The following is an 18,007-nucleotide window of genomic DNA, read 5'->3' as shown; positions in this document are numbered from 1 at the left end:
CCTGCCAGTGTCAAGAGAAATGCGGTAGTCGCGAGGATATGCGAAAGACGCGCCCGCTAAAGCGCCGGAGCCGAAGCAACCGGAGCGGCAACAGCCGGCTTCGATGGCCCCTGTACCGCCAGAGCCATGCGCGGGAAGCTGAAGCTCATTCCGGCGTCGTCGATCACATTCACCTGGCACGTGTAGGTGCCGGGCTTCAACTGCGTCAAAGGCACATCGAACTGAAACGCCACGGCGCCCCGCTCCGGAATGTTGATCTCATCGGCCTCCACCAGCGGCGTCTCATACACCTTCACGCTTCCGCTCATGAACTGGATGCTGGTCAGCACCTTCACCGGCCCGCCCACGCGACGCCCGAGCCCTGGTGAAGCCGCGGGCTCTGCCGCCCCCTTCACCTTCGCCGGATCGTAGACCTCGTACAGGAAGTAAAGGTGCTGGTCCTGCCGGAAGACGTGCGGCACATTCGGAATCCACTCCACGCCATCGCGGATCAGTGGATTCACCACCTTCTTGGCGGTATTCGGAGTCCTCTGGCTCGACATCACCACCGAGCTCAGCTTTAGCGGAATCTTCTTCAGATCGGGCACGTTGATGTCCGTCTCGAAGCTGCCCATGTTGCCCGTCTGGTTCTCGCGCACGACGAACTTCAGGTGATACTTCCCCGGAGCCAGCGTGAATCCCGTCGAGTATTGAATATTCTTCTTCTGCACCTGCTCCGCCGCATCCAGCGCCAACTTCACCGTGTCGCGAATATTGCCCACCGCGATGCCTTGCGCGTTCTTCACCTGGCCGATGATGTCGATGGTGGCCTTATCCTTATCGCCGTTCTTGATCGAGTTGATCTGCGACCCCGGAATAATCAACTGCACCGGCACATAGAACTTGCCTTCCTCAAGACGGAAGTAAAGCGCCTGCAGATAGATCGCCACATCGGTCGCCGGCAGATCGCTGCGAATCGCCTCGGTCAGCGCAAGCTCGCGATCCTCCGTCTTCGCATGCTGGAAGTCGGCGGGCGCATAGTATCCAGGCCTGTATTCGACCTTGGCATCCGAGCGATTCAGCTTGATCGTCAGGTGCCGGAACGTGCCGTCCTTCGCCTGGTTCGTCGATTTGAACCCAAGGATGTAATATGCCTCGGTATCGTGCTGCACCTGCTGGAACGCCGGCGCGAAGTCGTTTGAATCGAAGAAGGCCTTGCCGCCCGTATCGGCGCTCAGCGTGCCCAGGGTCTCCTGCGAACTGAAGTTTGCACTGAACTGCGCCGTCACCGCCTTACCGCTATAGGCCGAGTTCCCGCGCAGGCTTCCCTTGCTCGCATCGCCCACCGGAGGCAGCGCCTGCAACCCGCGCGTGTCCACGCTGTAGATGGCCATGTTCGCCTTGGTTGCCTCGTTGGTCGCGGCCCGCAGGCTCGCCTGGTTCTCAATCCCGTTGCGCGTCAGTCCGCCCGAGAAGTAAAGCATCGACTTCTTCTGCTCCACCTTCTCCAGGCTTTTCGCAATCGTGCGAATCGCCAGCAGCTCCCGATCCGTATTCAGGCTGTTGTACTCCGTATCGTCGGCTGCGAATGCGGTCGTGTCGTCGCTCGTGCCATCGGTCGAACCTGTGCCGCCGTTCGCGAATCCCGTCGTGTCCGTGCCGTTGTACTTCGAAAGCCCACGCAGCAGGGCAGTCTTGTCGCCGGTAAAGTCCTGGTCCATCGTCAACCCGGTCGACATGCTCACCAAAGCCACCAGATCCGCGGGCTGCATCTGCTTGTTCACATAGTCGTTGGCCGCATCGACCGCGCGGTCGATGTCCTCATCCTGCATCGAGCTCAGGTCGAAGAACATCACGATCAGCCGGTGATCCCGCAACTGCTGCGGCTGCGCGGCGAAGTTGCGCTCCAGCATATCCGCGACGGAAGCCTTGCCCGAAACCGTCGAGTTCATCTCCGCCAGCTTGGCCGCATCGTCGACGTTCTGGTAGTCGAAGCTCGCCACCGTCTGCGGCTTGCCGTTCTCCAGAATCGTGAAGTCGCTCGCCTTCAACCCCTTCACCACGGCTCCCGTCTTCTTATCCCGCACCACGACGTTCGTCAGCACGATGTTTGCCGTCGCATGCAGCACAAAGGTCTGCCCGCCGCCCTGCTGCGGAGCTTGCTGCGCCACGCCAGGCCCCACCATCACGCCACACATCACCGCTGCCATCAAACGTCGCATCTTCTCTCCAACTTGCTTGGAACCTACAACTGACAACTGCCGTTAGAACCTGTACCGTGCCTGCACCTGCAACGCGCGCATCGAAGCCGCACTCGTCACCTGACCGTAGTTGGCCGAGTTCACCGTCGTGTTGATGCCGCTGTACTGCACCGTGTTGAATACGTTCGTTGCTGTGACGCGAGCCTCGAACGAACGCGTATCGCCAAGCGGCACGGTGCGCGAAAGGGAAGCGTTGGTCGAGATCGTGCCCGGTCCTTCAATGGAGTTGCGCGACGCCGTTCCAAAACCGTTTGCCGGCTTCACAAAGGCGGCGGTGTTGAAGAACGACTTCAATTGCCCAGCTCCTGCGATCCCCTGCGTAAATACCCGGTCCGGACGCAGCGTGTAATTTCCGCCAGCCAGCAACTGGGCCGCGCTGCTTGAGTACGACGGCGTAAAGTACGTGCCGCTTCCAAACGTAAACGTCCCGCTCAGGCTGAAGCCATCCAGCAGATGCGACATCGTCCCGCCCTTCGCAAGAAAAGCGCGATTCGGCCCGAACGGAAGCTCGTACACAAAGTTGCCCGTTAGGTTGTGCCTCTGGTCGAAGCTGGAGTTGCCCTCTTCCAGATCGAGCCGCTTGTCGTTCTGCACCGTCGTCCCCGCGCTTCCACCGATCGAAGAAGCATTGTCGATCGAGTGTCCGTACGTATACGTAGCGCCCAGCGCGATCCCCTTCTGCTGTCTCTTCTGCAGGCTCACCACCAGCGAGTTTGAGTGCGACCCCGCCAGCGAGTCCTCATACGTAAACGCCGCCGCGTTCGAGGTAACCGCCGTCGCCGTGTGGTTCGGCGCACGCACGATATCCAGGTTGCTGCCCTTCGCGCCGTTATACCCAATGTTCAGCACCGTGCCCATCGGCAGCGTCCTCTGGATGTTCACGTTGAACACCTGCACCATGCCCAGCCGGTAGTCCTTGTTTACCGAATAGTTGTTCTGGATCGTCGTCGCCGAGCAGCCAAAGCCGTTCGCCAGCGTCATATTCGCAGCCCCGGTTGTGCTCGTTGTCGTGCATCCCGTCGAGCTGATGGTTGTACTCGCCACATTCGTCTGGGTCGCCGCGAACGGTGGCTGGAACGACAGCGACTTCGCAAACGTTCCGAACTGCCCCGTGTTGTAGTTGATCCCATAGCCGAACCGAACCACCGTCTCCTTGGTGAACTTCGGCCTCCACGCTGCGCCAAAGCGCGGCGCGTACATCGTCCTGTCCGGGTTCACCAGGCCCCGCGGATACTTGCCGCCATACGTGCCCACACCGCCCGGCTGCACCGCATCCACGACAGTGAAGTCCGCGTTGTGGTCCAGGTTCACCAACCGGTTGTTCTTCTCCGTATACGGCGCGAAGTACTCATACCGCAGCCCATAGTTCAGCGTCCAGTTCGACGACACGCGGAAGTCGTCTGTCACGTACCAGTCGTAGACGTTATCCCGCAGGTAGATCTTGTTTAACCCCGCCTGCAGCTTGGTCTGCGTGGGCAGACCCAGCAGAAAGTCCGCGAAACCCGAACCCGAGGTGACCTGCCCGGAGCTGCTCGCCGTGGCGTCCCGGTCCTTCGGGCTCTCCGTACCGTAGCCCGAGAACGAGAACGACCCCAGCGGATTGCTCCCACCGATCGAGTCCGCATGCACCCGGCGAATGTCGAGCCCGAACCGGAAGTTATGCTTCTTGTGCCGCCAGCTCACGAAGTCCGAGAAACTGATCGTCTGGTTGATCGTCTCGCTCGGCGTCGCGTTCGAAAGACCCGCGAAGTTCGTAATCGAGATCGACGGCAGCCCGTTGTAGAACCTCGGATCGGAGATGCTTCCCGCACGGTTCGGAATGTTGATGTTCGCTATCGCCGAGGGATCGGTCGCCGTGTCCGTAAAGTAGTTTTTCGCCGCCGCGCTGCTACGGTTCCAGTTCACCGAAGCATTGTTCGAAAGCCTTCCATAGCTCACGGTATAGCCCACGTTCAGACTGTTGCCGTCGCTGAAGGAGCTTCCCCCCAGGGGCAGGAAGATATTCCGGTTGTCCTGCGCCGAGTGCGAGTAGTTGTAGGCCACGTTGAAGTTCTGCCGCAGCACCGGAGGTGCGTTGCGATTCTGCCCGCCGGCCCCTCGACCCCCGCCTCCACCGCCGCGTCCAAACCGGCTTCCCGGTGGAAGAGCCTGCCCCAACTGCCTCTGGTAGCGCGTGTTGATCGCGATGTTGTTCGACCCCGCGTTCGAGATCGTCTGGTAGTTGTACGCCGTCGGATCGGTCGTCTGGATATTCGGGGCAGGGTAGTAGTTCAACAGCGCCAGCGCCTGCGCGGAGATGGGCGTCGTGCCGTTCGAAAGCTTGTTGCCCGGTATCGCCAGTCCCGTCGCCGGATCGTACAGCGTCACCGGAACGAGCGCGCCATTGATCGACTGCGCCGACTGCGAAAAGTCTCCCGTCCGCTCCAGCAGGGTCGGCACGCGCACCGGATTCGGAAGAAACGCATTCAGGTTCTTCTGTCCGGTCAGGTTGATGAACATGAACTGCCGCGTGTCCGGCTTCGTCAGGTGCGGGATATACGGCGAACCCGCCAGGCTCACACCAAAGCGATTCGAGTACGCCGAAGGATTCGTCTGCGGCAGAAGTGTCGGCGACCACGGCGCCGAGTTCAGCGCCGAGTTGCCCCCCTGATAGAAGACGCTGCCATGCGGCTGCGACGGGTTGAAGTTGCGGAACGCCCCTCCACCCCCGCCCCCACGTCCGCCACCGCCGCCACCTCGTCCACCGCCACCGCCAAACCCGCCCGGACCGCCTGGCCCACCCCCCGGTCCCCCAAACCCGCCGCCGCCGGCAATCATCTGCCCCAGCATTCCCACCAGACCCTGCGTCGGGTCCTGTCCCTGCGCTCTCGCCTGCGCCAGCGCATCGGTCACCCTCTGCCGAATGTCGTCCTCGCTAAAGCTTGCCAGTCCGTTCGTCGTCCCCTGCTGTCCGCTCACCGCAACCGCGTCGCCGCCATCCCCGCTCAGCCCGTTCAGCGACGGTAACTGCGCACCCCCCGTGGGAGCCGCCGCACTCGCATCCGCCAGCGAGGCATCGCCGCCCGTCACATCGAGCGACTGCACACCGCGCCCCTGCAGATTCGCCGCGCCTGCCCTGCGTCCTCCGCCGGTTGCACCCGCTGTACTGGCGGTCTGCGTAGCCTCCGCCGCCGCCACCCGCGACGCCAACTGCATCCCGAAGTCCGCCACCTGTACCGGCAGCCCGCCGTTCTCGCTCGCCGCATTCACGACCACTTCCTTCGTGTCGCTGGCGAACGCGGCGAGCTCCGCCTTCACCACGTAGCGCCCGTTCTTCGGAATCGTCATCGCGTACGAACCGTTCTCGTCGGTCGTCGTCGCGAACTTCTTACCGGTCAACGTATTGGTCGCCGTAATCCCCACGCCCGGCAGAGGCACGGCGCCAGCCTTCGCAGATCCACGAATCGTCCCGCCGGTAGCAACCGCTGGAGCCGCCGCTTGAGCAGCTGGCGCAACCGCCGGAGCGTTCTGCCCAAAGCTCAAACCGCCCGCAGCAAAAACAGCCGCGAAAACCGTACCTGGAATCCATCGCATCATCTGCCGCACACATCTCCTTCAATACCCTTGAACCGTCCAACAAACTGTCATCCTGAGCGGAGCCCAGCCGAGTCGAAGGACCCCGAAGCACCCGAACCGGCCATCGAACGCAAAATCCCTCCGCCGCGACTGCCGAGCACCCACATCGAGCGTCGGAGAGGTGGCCGGCAAACTACTGCGGCGCAGCCGGAGCACCCGCAGCCGCCCCATCCTGATTCCGCCGCCGTCCTCCCCCAGCTCCCGGAGCGCGCGGAGCCATCACGCTCAGCTCCTTCGGCACGAACACGCCGTTCTTCACCGCACCCTGTCCGCCCACCGAGTCACCCACCTTGATGTCCATCAGGGTAATGCTCTCCGCCGGAGGCCCCTGCCGCACCGCGCCCGCGTCCACCGGACCACTGCCCGCCATGAAAGCCCGCATCCCGGCCCCGCCGCGCTTGAACGACGTGGTCTCATCCACCTCGATCTTCTGCGTCACCCCATCCTGCCGCAGAATCGTCAGCGTCGTCTCATCGATCGCCGTCACCTTCCCCACGATGAAGACCTTGCCCATCCCCTCGCGCATCTTCTTCACCTGCTCCGCGTCCACGACGGTCAAAAACATCGCATGCACCGTCTTCGTCGGAGCGTCCAGCAGCCCCATCGCCCCAATGCTCGAGCCCACCGTGATCGCGGCGATCTTGACCGGTTGCCTATCCTTCATCACCCGCGTGTTGGTCGTCGTCACCACCTGGTAGGTCTCCCCGCCATCGGTCTTCACGGTCAGCGTGCCATCCGTGGCAGCGGTCACGGTGCCCCGCACCATCTGCCCGCCACCGGCGAAACCGCCGCCCGGAGACCCATCCTGAGCCTGCGCCGCGACCACCCCCGAAAGTAGCAGAGCCAGCGCGATCCGCCGTCCGAACGAAGCTATTCCCAAACCACGCATACACAACCTCTCACTCACCGGCATCCCGGCGAGTATTTGTCTCTTTGGAGATAAAGACGCGATCCCCCCGCGAAAGACGCTGTCAGCCGACATATATTTCCACCCGTCCACAGACGGTGTGCCCTCCTCCGCTACACTACCGCCATGCATGACATCGCGCGCGACCCTCATCATGAGCACCACTTCACCTCGACCGAAACCGTGCGCGACATCGTCATCGGCCTCTCCGACGGACTCACCGTACCCTTCGCCCTCGCCGCCGGCCTCTCCGGAGCCATCGCGTCCACGCATATCGTCGTCCTCGCCGGCCTCGCCGAGATCGCGGCTGGCTCCATCGCCATGGGCCTTGGTGGCTACCTCGCCGCCCGTGGCGACGCCGAGCACTACGCCTCCGAGCTGGCCCGCGAGCAGGACGAGGTCGTCACCCGTCCCGACGACGAGGCCGAGGAGATTTACGAGATCTTCGCCCAGTACAAAGTCCCCCGCGAAGCCGCGAAACCGGTCCTCGAAGCCCTCCAGCAGAACCATCCCGCCTACGTCGACTTCATGATGCGCTTCGAGCTTGGCCTCGAAGCCCCTGCTCCCAACCGGGCCCACCGCTCCGCCCTCACCATCGCCGCGGCCTACATCGCCGGCGGCTTCATCCCGCTGCTTCCCTACATGCTCCTCCAGCACGTCATCCCCACCCCCGGCGCCCTGCCGCCGGTCACCCTCGCACTCCGGCTTTCGGTCGTCATCACTCTCCTTGCCCTCGCCATCTTCGGAGCCCTCAAAGGCCGTCTCCTCGGCACCGGAACCCTGCGCTCCGCATTCCAAACCGCGAGCATCGGAGGCGCCGCCGCCGCCGTCGCCTACACCCTGGCCCATCTCCTCAACGGCCACGCCTAACGGGTGATCACAATCTCCAGATACTCACTCGGCACGACCATCGTCCCATCCTCAGCCCGGTTCAGAGATCCCACCAACTCCATCAAGTCCTTCGTCAACCCGGCCCGCCCAGCCTCATCGAGCGCCAGAAACGTCTTGTGCATCGGCCCATAGTACGTCTTGAACCCCTCCAGCCAGGCCGCCGGACTCGCCGACCGAAACACAAACTGCCGCGCGACTGTCTCGATCTTCGCCACGCCAGAAAACAGCTCCGTCAGCCGAGCCTCCGTCCCCCACACCGAGGGTGGCTTCAGCCCAGCCGGCGGCGGCAGATACTTCCCAATACACCTGAAGATCTGCCCCACAAATCCCCCCGGCGTCCAGTTCGCCATCCCAATCGTCCCACCCGCCTTGCACACCCGCATCATCTCCATCGCGCACCGTTCCTGGTTGGGCGCGAACATCACTCCCACCGTCGAGATCACCGCGTCGAACGACCCATCCTCAAACGGCAGATTCTCCGCATCCGCCTCCTGGAACGCGATCCGAAACCCTTCCGCCTCCGCCCGCGCCTCGCCCTGTTCCAGCAGAGCAGGCACATAATCCGTCGAGGTCACCCAGCACCCCCTGCGCGCGGCCGCCAACGACGCATTCCCGCTACCCGCCGCCACATCCAGCACCCGCCACCCGCTGCGCACGTCCATCGCCTCGCACAGCAACTCAGCCATCAGCACGATCGTATTGCCGACCACGGCATAGTCACCGCTCGCCCAGGCCGCCTGCTGCTTCACCTTGATCGCCACCAGGTCCATCGCATCCGCCATCCCATCCTCCGTCGTTCGGCCATTTATACATCCCCACCATGCGGTCGCGCCCAAAAAATCCACCGACCGATCCCTGCCGGATGCATCCAATCTTGAATTACGCTCGAAACGCCACAATCGGCCCGCGCCGATCCCATAAGATAGTCACCACACCCCGGGAGACCCCATGCCGACCACCACCTCTGCCTCCGCTCTGGCCGAATCCCTCCTCACCCGCTTCCGACTCGTCCGTTCCGCGACCATGGCCCTCGTCGGCCCCCTCACCCCCGAAGACCTGATGGTCCAGTCCACCCCCGAGGCCAGCCCGGTCAAGTGGCACCTCGCCCACACCACCTGGTTCTTCGAGACCTTCATCCTTCGCGACTTCCTCCCCCACTACAAGCCCTTCCACCCCGACTTCCTCTGGCTCTTCAACTCCTACTACAACTCCCTCGGCGACATGCCCGAGAAGAAGCTCCGCGCCAGTTTCTCCCGGCCCCCCCTCGACCAGATCCTCGCCTACCGCATCCACGTCGACGCCGCCGTCGAGCAGCTTCTCGCAACGACCGTCGACGACGAGCCCATCCGCCGCATGGCCCTCGGCTTCGAACACGAGCAGCAGCACCAGGAGCTCATCGCCACCGACATCAAGCACGCCCTCTTCACGAACCCCCTCCACCCCGCGTACAAAGAAGCTCCAGAACAAAAGGGAATCGCCCCCGCCCTCACCTTCACCACCTACGCTCCAGAAAACGGCCTCGTCCAGATCGGCGTCACCCCCGACCCCAACTCCCCCGAGGCCTTCGCCTTCGACAACGAGACCCCCCAGCACACCGTCTTCCTTCGCCCCTTCGCCCTGGCCGACCGTCTCGTCACCTGCGCCGAATACCTGGCCTTCATGAACGACAACGCCTACACCCGTCCCGAACTCTGGCTCTCCGAGGGATGGACCACCCTCCGCAACGAGGGCTGGCAGGCCCCGCTCTACTGGACCCGCGACCAGGCCTCTCCAACGGGCTGGAAGATCTACACCCTCCACGGCTTCGAACCCCTGCCCGAGCAGGACGGCCTCGCCGAAACCCCCGTCTGTCACCTCAGCTTCTTCGAGGCCGATGCCTTCGCCCGTTGGAAGGGGTGTCGTCTCCCCACGGAATTCGAGTGGGAATACGCCGCCACCCAATCCCCGATCCCTGCCGCCTCCAACTTCATCGAGACCGAAGCCCTCCACCCCACCCCCGCCACCACCACCCAGCTCTTCGGCGACACCTGGGAGTGGACCGCCAGCCCTTACACCGGATACCCCGGCTACAAACCCCTCCCCGGAGCCCTCGGCGAGTACAACGGTAAGTTCATGTCCTCGCAGATCATCCTCCGCGGAGGCTCCTGCGTCACCCCCGCCACCCACATCCGGTCCACCTACCGCAACTTCTTCCCTCCCTCCACCCGCTGGCAGTTCTCCGGACTCCGTCTCGCAAAGGAGGTTTAGCCGTGTCAGGCATTGTCAGCAGACTTTGCACTCCTGTCCATCAAATGTTCTCCGGGCCGCACCCCATGGGCTATACATCGCATCGAACCCAGACATACACTCGCTCAGTGTTGAAGAGGGAACCGGTTTGCCCACAGCAGAAGCAGTCTCCACCACCCAGGCCGTAGCCCTCGCCGCCAGCGCGGGCCTCACCGTAACCCCGCGCACCCTTCCGCCGTGGCTCTTCTACGACGAGTCCGGCTCGCATCTCTTCGAGCAGATCACCGCCCTCCCCGAGTACTACCTCACCCGCACCGAGCGCGCCATCTTCCAAGCAAACGCCCGCGAAATCATCTCCTCCGTCCTTGCTGAGAACGCCGAACATCTCACCATCGCCGAACTGGGCGCAGGCACCGCGACCAAGACCGGCATCCTCCTCCGCGCCGCCATCGCCCGCCAGCCCGAGCTCCTCTATCAACCCATCGATGTCAGCCAGACCTGCCTCGACGAGGCCACCGAGCTGCTGGAGCGCGCCATCCCCGGCCTCCTCGTTCGCCCCCAGCTCGCCAACTACACCACCGAACCCATCTCCCTCGAGCGCCCCGAAGGCGCCAGGATCCTCGCCCTCTACATCGGCTCCAGTATCGGCAACTTCTCGCCCGAAGAGGCCCAGGCCATCCTCGCGAACCTCCGCGCCCAGCTTCAGCCCGGCGACGTCATCCTCCTCGGCACCGATCTGGCACCCAGCCCCGCAAAGTCCATCGCCACTCTACTAGCCGCCTACGACGACGCGGCAGGAGTCACCGCCGCCTTCAACCGCAACATCCTCACCCGCCTTAACCGCGACCTCGACGCCGACTTCCGCCCGGAGTGTTTCCGCCACGTAGCCCGCTGGAGCGCGATCGAATCCCGCATCGAGATGCACCTGGAATCGCAGCACCGCCAGACGGTCCATCTCCGCGCCTGTGATCTGACCATCACCTTCGAACAGGGCGAGACCATCCACACCGAGAACAGTTACAAATTCACCCAACCCGCCCTTGCGGAGCTCTTCAAGACCACCGGCTACACCCCGACTAAGACCTACCACGACGAAAAGAACCTCTTCGCCGTAACTCTAGCCACCGCAGTCTAGCGAGCCACAAACCCGGGTGCCCCACATCCGCTTCTGAGATGTGGATGTGCCTGTCAGCGATCAAGCCCCTTGGTCGCCCCGTCGAACGCAGCCGGCACCCGAAACGGTTCCACGGCAATCCGCTCGTACCGCACCTCCAACACAGTCAGCGTCTCCGTGCCGCCCGGCGCACGCAGAACCACCTCGTCGTACTCTCCCGCTTTCATCAAGGCGCGCCCCAGCGGCGACTCCCAACTGACATGGCCGCGGTCGAGATCGACTTCATCGGTCCCGACGATGCTCACCACCCGCTCTTCCCCCGCGGCATTTGCATACCGCACGGTCGCCCCAAAGAACGCCCTCGTCGCCCGCAGCCCCGTCCTCGGAGCCTCCGGGTCGACCACCTCCGCGGCTTCGATCCGCTTGGTCAGGAAGCGAACCCGTCCATCGATCTGCCGCAGCCGCCGCTTGCTGTACTGGTAGTCGGCATTTTCGCTGCGATCGCCATTGCTCGCAGCCCACGCCACCACCTGCACCACGGCTGGACGATCCTTGGTGATCAGGAAATGGCGCTCCTCTTTCAGGCGTTCGATCCCGGCTGGAGTGATGTAGTTCTTGCCGTGGTTCGCCGGCGCGGGTTCCTCGGCCTTCGGTCTTCTCGTAAACCCCTTTTGCAAATCGCAACCCCTCAGAGCGCCGTTCGATCGAAACTAAGGCAGGACCTTCGTCACACCCGTCTTCACATCAATCGTCCAGGGCTTAGGCTCCGGCAGCTTCAAAACCCCATCCCCAATCTCCACCGGCATCCAAAGATACCGCGAGTCCCAAAGCGTCTTCGCCTTCCACACATCCCCCATAAAGATCACCGAAGTCGTCTTCGTCCCCACAATCTTCAGCAGCAACGTAGACTGCGACCCATACGTCTTCGTCTCCGGCGGAGCGATATCCTTGAACTCCGACCAAGGCCCTTCCAGGCTCGTAGCCGTAGCGTACTTGTTCGGATTCGCATTCCACCCCGTCAGCGCCGACCCGACCGCATAGTAAAGACCCTTGTAATGCACCAGAGCCCCACCCTCCATGTGCATCGGGATTAACGTCATCTGCTTCTCAATCCCCATGAAGTCGTCGGTCAGCTTCTCGATCCGGAACCCAAACGGCCTGTCCTCGGTAATCAGATACGCCGTCCCATCGTCATCCACAAACTGCCCGATATCCCGGCTCTCATGCCCCAGCGGCCGAAAGCTCTTCACATACGTGTAATCCCCATCCACCTTGTCGCTCACCGCGATCCCCACCCGAGCCAGCCCATACCCCGGCCCTCCGGGCCTCTCCGGCCCGTCAATATGCATATACATCACAAACTTCTTCGTCTTCGCATTGAAGTAGACCTTCGGCCTCTCCAGAATCCAGTGCGCCCCAAAGTTCTCCGGATCGGCAAACGCAATCAGCTTTCGAAACTTCCAGTGCACAAGATCCTTCGACGAGTAGCAACCGACGTATTTCTTCGAAGTATCCCGCCCCTGCTCCCGCTCTTCGCCAAACCAGTAAAACGTCTTTCCCTGTTTGAGAATCCCGCCCCCATGCGCCTGAATCTGCCGCCCCTGGTCATCCTTCCAGACCTCACCGGGCCGGATCACCCCCTGCGCCGAAGCCCCAACGGTAAGCGCAAGCAGCAGAAAGAGCCACAAACGAGGGTGCCCCACATCTCGCCTCTGAGATGTGGGTGTCTCCGTGCCTGGAATCCTAAACTTCGCTTCGAACATAATCCCCACTCTTCCCCCCACTCTTCCTCAACAGCACAACCTCACGAATCCGAATCCCTTTATCCAGCGCCTTGGTCATGTCATACACCGTCAGCGCCGCGACCGAGGCCGCCACCATGGCCTCCATCTCCACACCCGTGCCAGCCGTAGTCGCCGCGGTCGCCTCGATCTTCACCCCACCCGCCACCACCGTAGCCGCAACATCCACAAAGCTCAGCGCCAGCGGATGACACATCGGAATCAACGAAGACGTTTGCTTCGCCGCCATAATCCCCGCAAACCGCGCCACCTCCAGCGGATTCCCCTTCGGGTTCTGCGGCAGCGCCGCCAGCACCGCCTCGGAGAGCTCCACAAACGCCCCCGCCGTCGCCTCCCGCCGCGTAGCCGTCTTCCCGCTCACATCCACCATGTGAGCCTCCCCTGCCTCATCGTAATGCGACAACTTGCTCATCGATCTCCCGTCCGTATATTCCAGACCACCTTGCCCATCGAGAGCAACGAAACGGCCACCTGCAGCCAGATCGAGACTCCCCCGATTCCACCCAGCCGCCATGGCTGCCAGCCAATCTCGAACACACCCAACCCAAACATCACCATTCAGCCGCAAAGTTCGAGATAGAGGCTGCGTTTCGTCCGGGCAGTTGGTCGCGTCTGGCTCATCCCCGCATCCTACCGCAGCAGCACCGAAATCACCTCACCCGCCGCAAACTCCCCCTCCCGCTGCGGCAGCACCGCATAGCAGTTCGCCCGCGCATTCGCCGCCATATCCCCCGACCCCTGCCACCCAACAAGCGTCACCGAAGGCCCAACCCGATCCCGCCCCAACCGAGCCGGCAGAAACCGCATCCGCCCCGTACTCCCCGGCACCGCCTCACGCAAAGCAGCTTGCACAAACAACGGCCCCTCCACCACCCCACCCGCCATCGCCTTCAAAAAAGGCTCCACAAAGCAATGAAACGTAACCTGCGTCGAAACCGGATTCCCCGGCAACCCAAAGAAGTAGCACGCCTTCGCCCCGTCCCGCTCCGGCAGCCGCCCGAACACCACCGGCTTGCCGGGCTGCATCTTCACCCCGGTAAAAAAGAACTCCGCCCCCAGCCCGGCGAGCACCTCCTCCACCAGGTCGTACTCTCCCATCGACACCCCACCCGACAAGATCATCAGATCCCACGCCCGCCCCTGCAAAACCCTCTCCGTGACGTCCTCGAGCGTATCCCGCGCAATCGCCAGCTTCCCCCCAAACCCACCCGACCCATGCACCAGCGCCCGCAGCGCATGCCCATTCGAGTTCCAGATCTCTTCCTCCTCCAGCGCCCTCCCCGAACCGACCTCCACCAGCTCATCCCCCGTGGCGATCACCGCCACCATCGGCCTCCTGTACACCGTCAGCTCCGCCCGCCCGCATGTCGCCGCCAGGCCAATCTCCGCCGCGCCCACCACCGTCCCCGCCGCCATCACCACATACCCCGCCCGCGCCTCGCTCCCGCGCAACACCACGTTCTCGAACCGGGCCAAACCACGGCCCGCCACCGTCCGTATTCCCTCTCCCACCACCTCCACAAACTCCACCATCGCCACCGCATCCGCCCCCGTCGGCAGGGGAGCCCCGGTCATGATCTTCACCGCCTCCCCCTCGCCCACCCGGCCACCGCTCCACCGCTCCCCGGCCCGCACCTCACCCATCACCCGAAGCGTCGCGCCAGAGGCAAACGAACCCGACCGCACCGCAAACCCATCCCGCGTCGACCGGTCGAACGGCGGCTGATCCCGGTCCGCCCGCACCGGCTCCGCGATCACCCTTCCCACCGCATCCTTCAGCGCCACCACCTCGATCAGCGGCGGAGCCCCCAACCCACGCGCATGCTCCAGCACCACAGCCAACGCCTCATCGAACCCGAGAACACTCACACGACCCCCCAAAAAAAGGAAAAGCCCCAGGCCAAGGCCCAGGGCTCTCCAGCACTGCGAACAGCCTACTTCTTGCCAGCCTTACCAGCCTTGTAGCTGGAGCTTACGGTTGCGCCGATACCCGTCAGAATATCCGCCACATCCTTCGCATGCGGACCATCCGGAGCGATCTCCAGGTACTTCTGGTACGCCTCGACGCAGCCCGGAGGAGCCACGATCTTCTGTGTCTTCGGGTCGACCGTCACCTTCGAGATCAGCGCCTGTCCCTTGATGTAGTAAGCATCCGCGCGCTTCGGATCGGCGGCAATCGCCTTATCCGCCGCAAGCGCAGCATCGTCGTTCAGGCCCGCGTTCAACAGCGTCGCCGCCTCGTTGAACATGTACATGCCCGACTGTGCCGGCTGTGCCTTCGCCGCGCCGTCATACGCCGCCGAAGCAGCCTTCGGATCGCCGCTCTTGGCCAGTGCCTGTCCAAGCTGGTTGTACGCCGCGCCAGCCGTCTCCGGGCTCGGCTTCTTCGCAACCGCGTTCAGATCGATGCCCTTCTGGTAAGACGCCGCCGCATCCTTGTACTTCTGCACAGCGGTCGCATCGCCCTTGGCCTTCGCCGCATCGGCTGCGCCAAGCTGCGCATCGCCCAGCACCACCCACAGAATGGACTCATCCGGCTTCGCCGCCGTCGCCTGCGTCATCGTCGTTACGGCGTTGTCGAAGTTCTTCGCCTTGATGTCCGCACGCGCCGAACCCAGCATCGCATTCAGGTTCGCGACCTTTGCATTCGCAGCCGAAACATCCGCGTTCTTCTTCTTGAACTCCTCGACCGCCTTGCGCTCTTCCGGAGTCATCTTGTCCATGTACTCCTTGCGCGTCATGTCGAAGCTCACGACCTTGTCCGTGCCGGACTTAATCTCGATGTTGTCGAGAAAATCGATGCTCTTGCCATCCGAGAAGACCACCGCCAGGTACGTGCCAGGAGCGAGCCCTTCACCCTTGTAGTCGCCATTGGCATCCAGCGGAAACGAAAACGGGTACTTGCGGGACTTCTCTTCCGAAGTGCGGTCGGTCGTAAACTTAACCTCACCCTTCGCAATCGGCAGACCCGCCGCGTTGTTCACATGTCCATGCACCGTGCCAGGAGCCGTCTGCGCCGCCGACTGCGCCGGTGTCACCGAACCCAAGATTGCCAGCAGCGCCACTGCAATCGCGCCGCCCATCGTCTTCCATCCAAAACGCTTCATCGCTTTACCCTCTGGTTTCAATTCCTTGTATCTTGAAAACACTCAATCCTGGATATCCACGCGCATCTCGCACCGCGCGGGAAGAAACCTCAAAACTCTGCTCTTCAACGACGGCTATAAACGATCGGATCGACCGCCCCAGCCTCCTCGAACGCCTTCAGCCGCAACGCGCAGCTCTCGCACACGCCGCAAGCCTCCGTGCCGCTGGCATAGCATGACCAACTTACATGGAACGGAGCGCCTAGTTCAACTCCCAACGCCACGATCTCCCTCTTCCGCATCGCAATCAGGGGCGTCTCCACCCGAATCGTCCCGTCCTTGGTCCCCATCTTGATCAGCTCATTGAACGCCGCATAGTACGACGGACGGCAATCGGGATACCCCGAGCTATCCTGCTCCACCGCGCCAATCAAAATCGTCTCCGCCCCCAGAACCTCCGCCCAGCTCACCGCCGCCGAAAGAAAGTGTGCATTCCGAAACGGCACATACGTCACCGGAACCTCATCGCCCACCCGGTCCGACCCGTCCACATGCTCCACCGCATCCGGTACCGCAATCGCCTCATCCGTCAGCGCCGACCCCCCAATCTTCCGGAACAGGTCGATCGTCAGATGCATCAGCTCCTTGGCGTTCGTCAGCCGCACAATCTCCCGCGCCGACTGTAGCTCCCTCAGCTCCGTCCGCTGCCCATAGCTGAAGTGCAGCGCATAGACCTCGTAGTCCCGCGCCGCCAGCGCCGCACACACGCAGGAGTCCATCCCCCCCGAAAGACACAACACAGCCTTTGGCTTACTCATCGCCAACATCTCCCTCAACCAGATCTGCCGAGCCGGCCAGCACCTCGCGCGCCGCCTCCGCATCCGCTTCGCCCACCTTCAGCCGCGCCCGAAACGCAAACGCATTCAGCAGATTCGCCTGTTCTCCCTGCAAAAAGCACTCGATGCCCGCCGACTCCAGCGCGCCCTTCGCAATCTGCGCATCGAACGGCTCCAGAAACTTCGCCACCGTCACCAATTTCCCCGAAACTCCCGCCATCGCATCCTCATTTCCAGCCAGCCACAAAATCCAAAGGACGGAGAAGGACGGAAGGGCACGCTGCAGCCGTACCCAAAAAACTCGCCCTTACGAGCCATGTACTGATTCCCAAAGGCAATCGTCTCGGCTCCAACAACCGCGAAGATTCCTACTTCGCCTCAACCGACTGCAGATGAAACGTAATCGTCCCCCAGAACAGCTTCGCCCGAATCTGCACCGGCATATGCCGCGCGTCGTCCGTGTACCAGATCCAGATCTGCCCGCGGCTCTTCACCACGCCCTCATCCGCCGTCGGCTGCACCCGCAGCGTGGTAAACGTGCCCGCCGGAGTCTTGATCTCCTCCCGAGCCTCCACCTTCATCGCCACCGTCACCGTCCGCATCGCATCCGCCAGCGGAAAATTCACCTGCTGCCCGATCGTCAGGTGTTGGCTCGCCACATAAAAGATCGCCGAAAGCGAATCCGCCACGCACGCCGGAATCGAAGCGCTCAGGCTCTTCGACGTCCCCTTCACCATGTTCTTTTCAACAAGGCTTTGCTTGCCCGTCTGGTAGTCGAACGTCAGATCGGAGTTCACCTTGCGGCGTCCCTCCTGCAACTGCTTCGAAAATCCCGTCGAGCAGCCCGTCTTCGTGTCGAACCCGGCCTGGAACTTGTCCACCACAGGAAACAGCATATTCACCGCGCCCACCGAGTCGCCGGTCGCCGTCACCTTCTCGGTCGTCCCCTGCTGCTCAATCTGGAAGACCGCGGTCCCAGCGGTAAATACGCGCCAGTCCACCGTGAACGTCAGCGTCTGCTTGGCAGGGAACACATACTCCGGAGTCGGCGGCTGCAGCGTCGGAATCACCACCGGAACAACCGGCTTCTTCGGCCCCAGCAACTGGCCACGAGCCCCTGTCACTCCCACGCAACCGAGCACAGAGAAAAGCAAAATACCTTGAAAACGTGTCAAATCGAACCCCTCGAGGGCGAATCTTTTGGAATATCGTCCAGAGTGATCCCCAGGGGTCGGCCACAACACGCCCGGAATCAAACCGTGAGTCTCAAAACAGCTCCACGCCTTCGCC

Annotated in this window: 15 protein-coding genes; 3 read left to right on the top strand and 12 right to left on the bottom strand. The window is 62.8% G+C overall.

What is annotated here, in order from left to right; all coding sequences use genetic code 11:
* Window positions 1-56: 56 nt before the first annotated feature.
* The 3 genes from BM400_RS19555 to BM400_RS19545 all read right to left on the bottom strand — a co-directional run bounded on the left by BM400_RS19555 (window position 57) and on the right by BM400_RS19545 (window position 6,744).
* A complete protein-coding gene (locus BM400_RS19555; protein WP_089843003.1) occupies window positions 57-2,201 on the bottom strand; it encodes a VWA domain-containing protein in 2,145 nt (714 codons plus the stop codon).
* 42 nt (window positions 2,202-2,243) lie between these two features.
* Window positions 2,244-5,816, bottom strand: a complete 3,573-nt coding sequence (locus BM400_RS19550) for a TonB-dependent receptor (protein ID WP_089843001.1) — start codon at window positions 5,814-5,816, stop codon at window positions 2,244-2,246.
* 172 nt (window positions 5,817-5,988) lie between these two features.
* Complete coding sequence (locus tag BM400_RS19545; protein WP_089842999.1) at window positions 5,989-6,744, bottom strand: DUF5666 domain-containing protein; 756 nt, start codon at window positions 6,742-6,744, stop codon at window positions 5,989-5,991.
* Between the two features lie 144 nt (window positions 6,745-6,888).
* On the opposite strand from BM400_RS19545, the gene BM400_RS19540 reads away from it, so the two are divergent.
* Window positions 6,889-7,632 carry a VIT1/CCC1 transporter family protein gene (locus BM400_RS19540; protein ID WP_089842996.1) on the top strand — a complete coding sequence of 248 codons (744 nt, stop codon included), beginning with the start codon at window positions 6,889-6,891 and terminating at the stop codon, window positions 7,630-7,632.
* Here BM400_RS19540 and BM400_RS19535 read toward each other — a convergent pair.
* The gene (locus BM400_RS19535; RefSeq protein WP_089842993.1) at window positions 7,629-8,435 is read right to left on the bottom strand and encodes a class I SAM-dependent methyltransferase; all 807 of its coding nucleotides are present in this window, start codon (window positions 8,433-8,435) and stop codon (window positions 7,629-7,631) included. The genes BM400_RS19540 and BM400_RS19535 overlap by 4 nt on opposite strands.
* A 166-nt stretch (window positions 8,436-8,601) precedes the next feature.
* Here BM400_RS19535 and egtB point away from each other — a divergent pair, with 166 nt between their 5' ends.
* On the top strand, window positions 8,602-9,900 hold the full coding sequence (gene egtB, locus BM400_RS19530; RefSeq protein WP_089842990.1) for an ergothioneine biosynthesis protein EgtB: 1,299 nt from the start codon (window positions 8,602-8,604) through the stop codon (window positions 9,898-9,900).
* A 127-nt stretch (window positions 9,901-10,027) separates the two neighbouring features.
* Window positions 10,028-11,014 carry an L-histidine N(alpha)-methyltransferase gene (gene egtD, locus BM400_RS19525; RefSeq protein WP_089842988.1) on the top strand — a complete coding sequence of 329 codons (987 nt, stop codon included), beginning with the start codon at window positions 10,028-10,030 and terminating at the stop codon, window positions 11,012-11,014.
* Window positions 11,015-11,067: 53 nt separating this feature from the next.
* On the opposite strand, the gene greB is transcribed toward egtD, so the two are convergent.
* The 8 genes from greB to BM400_RS19485 form a co-directional block, all read right to left on the bottom strand.
* Complete coding sequence (gene greB / locus BM400_RS19520) at window positions 11,068-11,670, bottom strand: transcription elongation factor GreB (RefSeq protein WP_089842985.1); 603 nt, start codon at window positions 11,668-11,670, stop codon at window positions 11,068-11,070.
* Between the two features lie 33 nt (window positions 11,671-11,703).
* Complete coding sequence (locus tag BM400_RS19515) at window positions 11,704-12,696, bottom strand: family 43 glycosylhydrolase (RefSeq protein ID WP_217644135.1); 993 nt, start codon at window positions 12,694-12,696, stop codon at window positions 11,704-11,706.
* A gap of 40 nt (window positions 12,697-12,736) precedes the next feature.
* Complete coding sequence (gene moaC / locus BM400_RS19510) at window positions 12,737-13,207, bottom strand: cyclic pyranopterin monophosphate synthase MoaC (protein ID WP_089842978.1); 471 nt, start codon at window positions 13,205-13,207, stop codon at window positions 12,737-12,739.
* A gap of 218 nt (window positions 13,208-13,425) precedes the next feature.
* Window positions 13,426-14,664 (bottom strand): molybdopterin molybdotransferase MoeA, encoded by a 1,239-nt coding sequence (locus BM400_RS22875; RefSeq protein ID WP_089843950.1) that lies wholly within the window; start codon window positions 14,662-14,664, stop codon window positions 13,426-13,428.
* A 65-nt stretch (window positions 14,665-14,729) separates the two neighbouring features.
* The gene (locus BM400_RS19500) at window positions 14,730-15,902 is read right to left on the bottom strand and encodes a carboxypeptidase-like regulatory domain-containing protein (protein WP_089842976.1); all 1,173 of its coding nucleotides are present in this window, start codon (window positions 15,900-15,902) and stop codon (window positions 14,730-14,732) included.
* 104 nt (window positions 15,903-16,006) lie between these two features.
* Entirely contained in the window at window positions 16,007-16,699 is a 693-nt protein-coding gene (queC, locus tag BM400_RS19495; RefSeq protein ID WP_089842973.1) for a 7-cyano-7-deazaguanine synthase QueC, read from the bottom strand.
* Window positions 16,692-16,937 carry a putative signal transducing protein gene (locus BM400_RS19490; RefSeq protein WP_089842970.1) on the bottom strand — a complete coding sequence of 82 codons (246 nt, stop codon included), beginning with the start codon at window positions 16,935-16,937 and terminating at the stop codon, window positions 16,692-16,694. Before BM400_RS19490 ends, queC begins: the two co-directional genes overlap by 8 nt.
* Window positions 16,938-17,085: 148 nt before the next feature.
* Window positions 17,086-17,841: a DUF3108 domain-containing protein gene (locus tag BM400_RS19485; RefSeq protein WP_245782087.1), complete on the bottom strand. Its 756-nt coding sequence runs from the start codon at window positions 17,839-17,841 to the stop codon at window positions 17,086-17,088.
* Between the last annotated feature and the right edge of the window lie 166 nt (window positions 17,842-18,007).

The sequence above is a fragment of the Granulicella pectinivorans genome, from assembly GCF_900114625.1.
Classification (GTDB): domain Bacteria; phylum Acidobacteriota; class Terriglobia; order Terriglobales; family Acidobacteriaceae; genus Edaphobacter; species Edaphobacter pectinivorans.
Note: the sequence above shows the minus strand (reverse complement) of the source record. Positions and strands in the feature narration are given on the sequence as shown.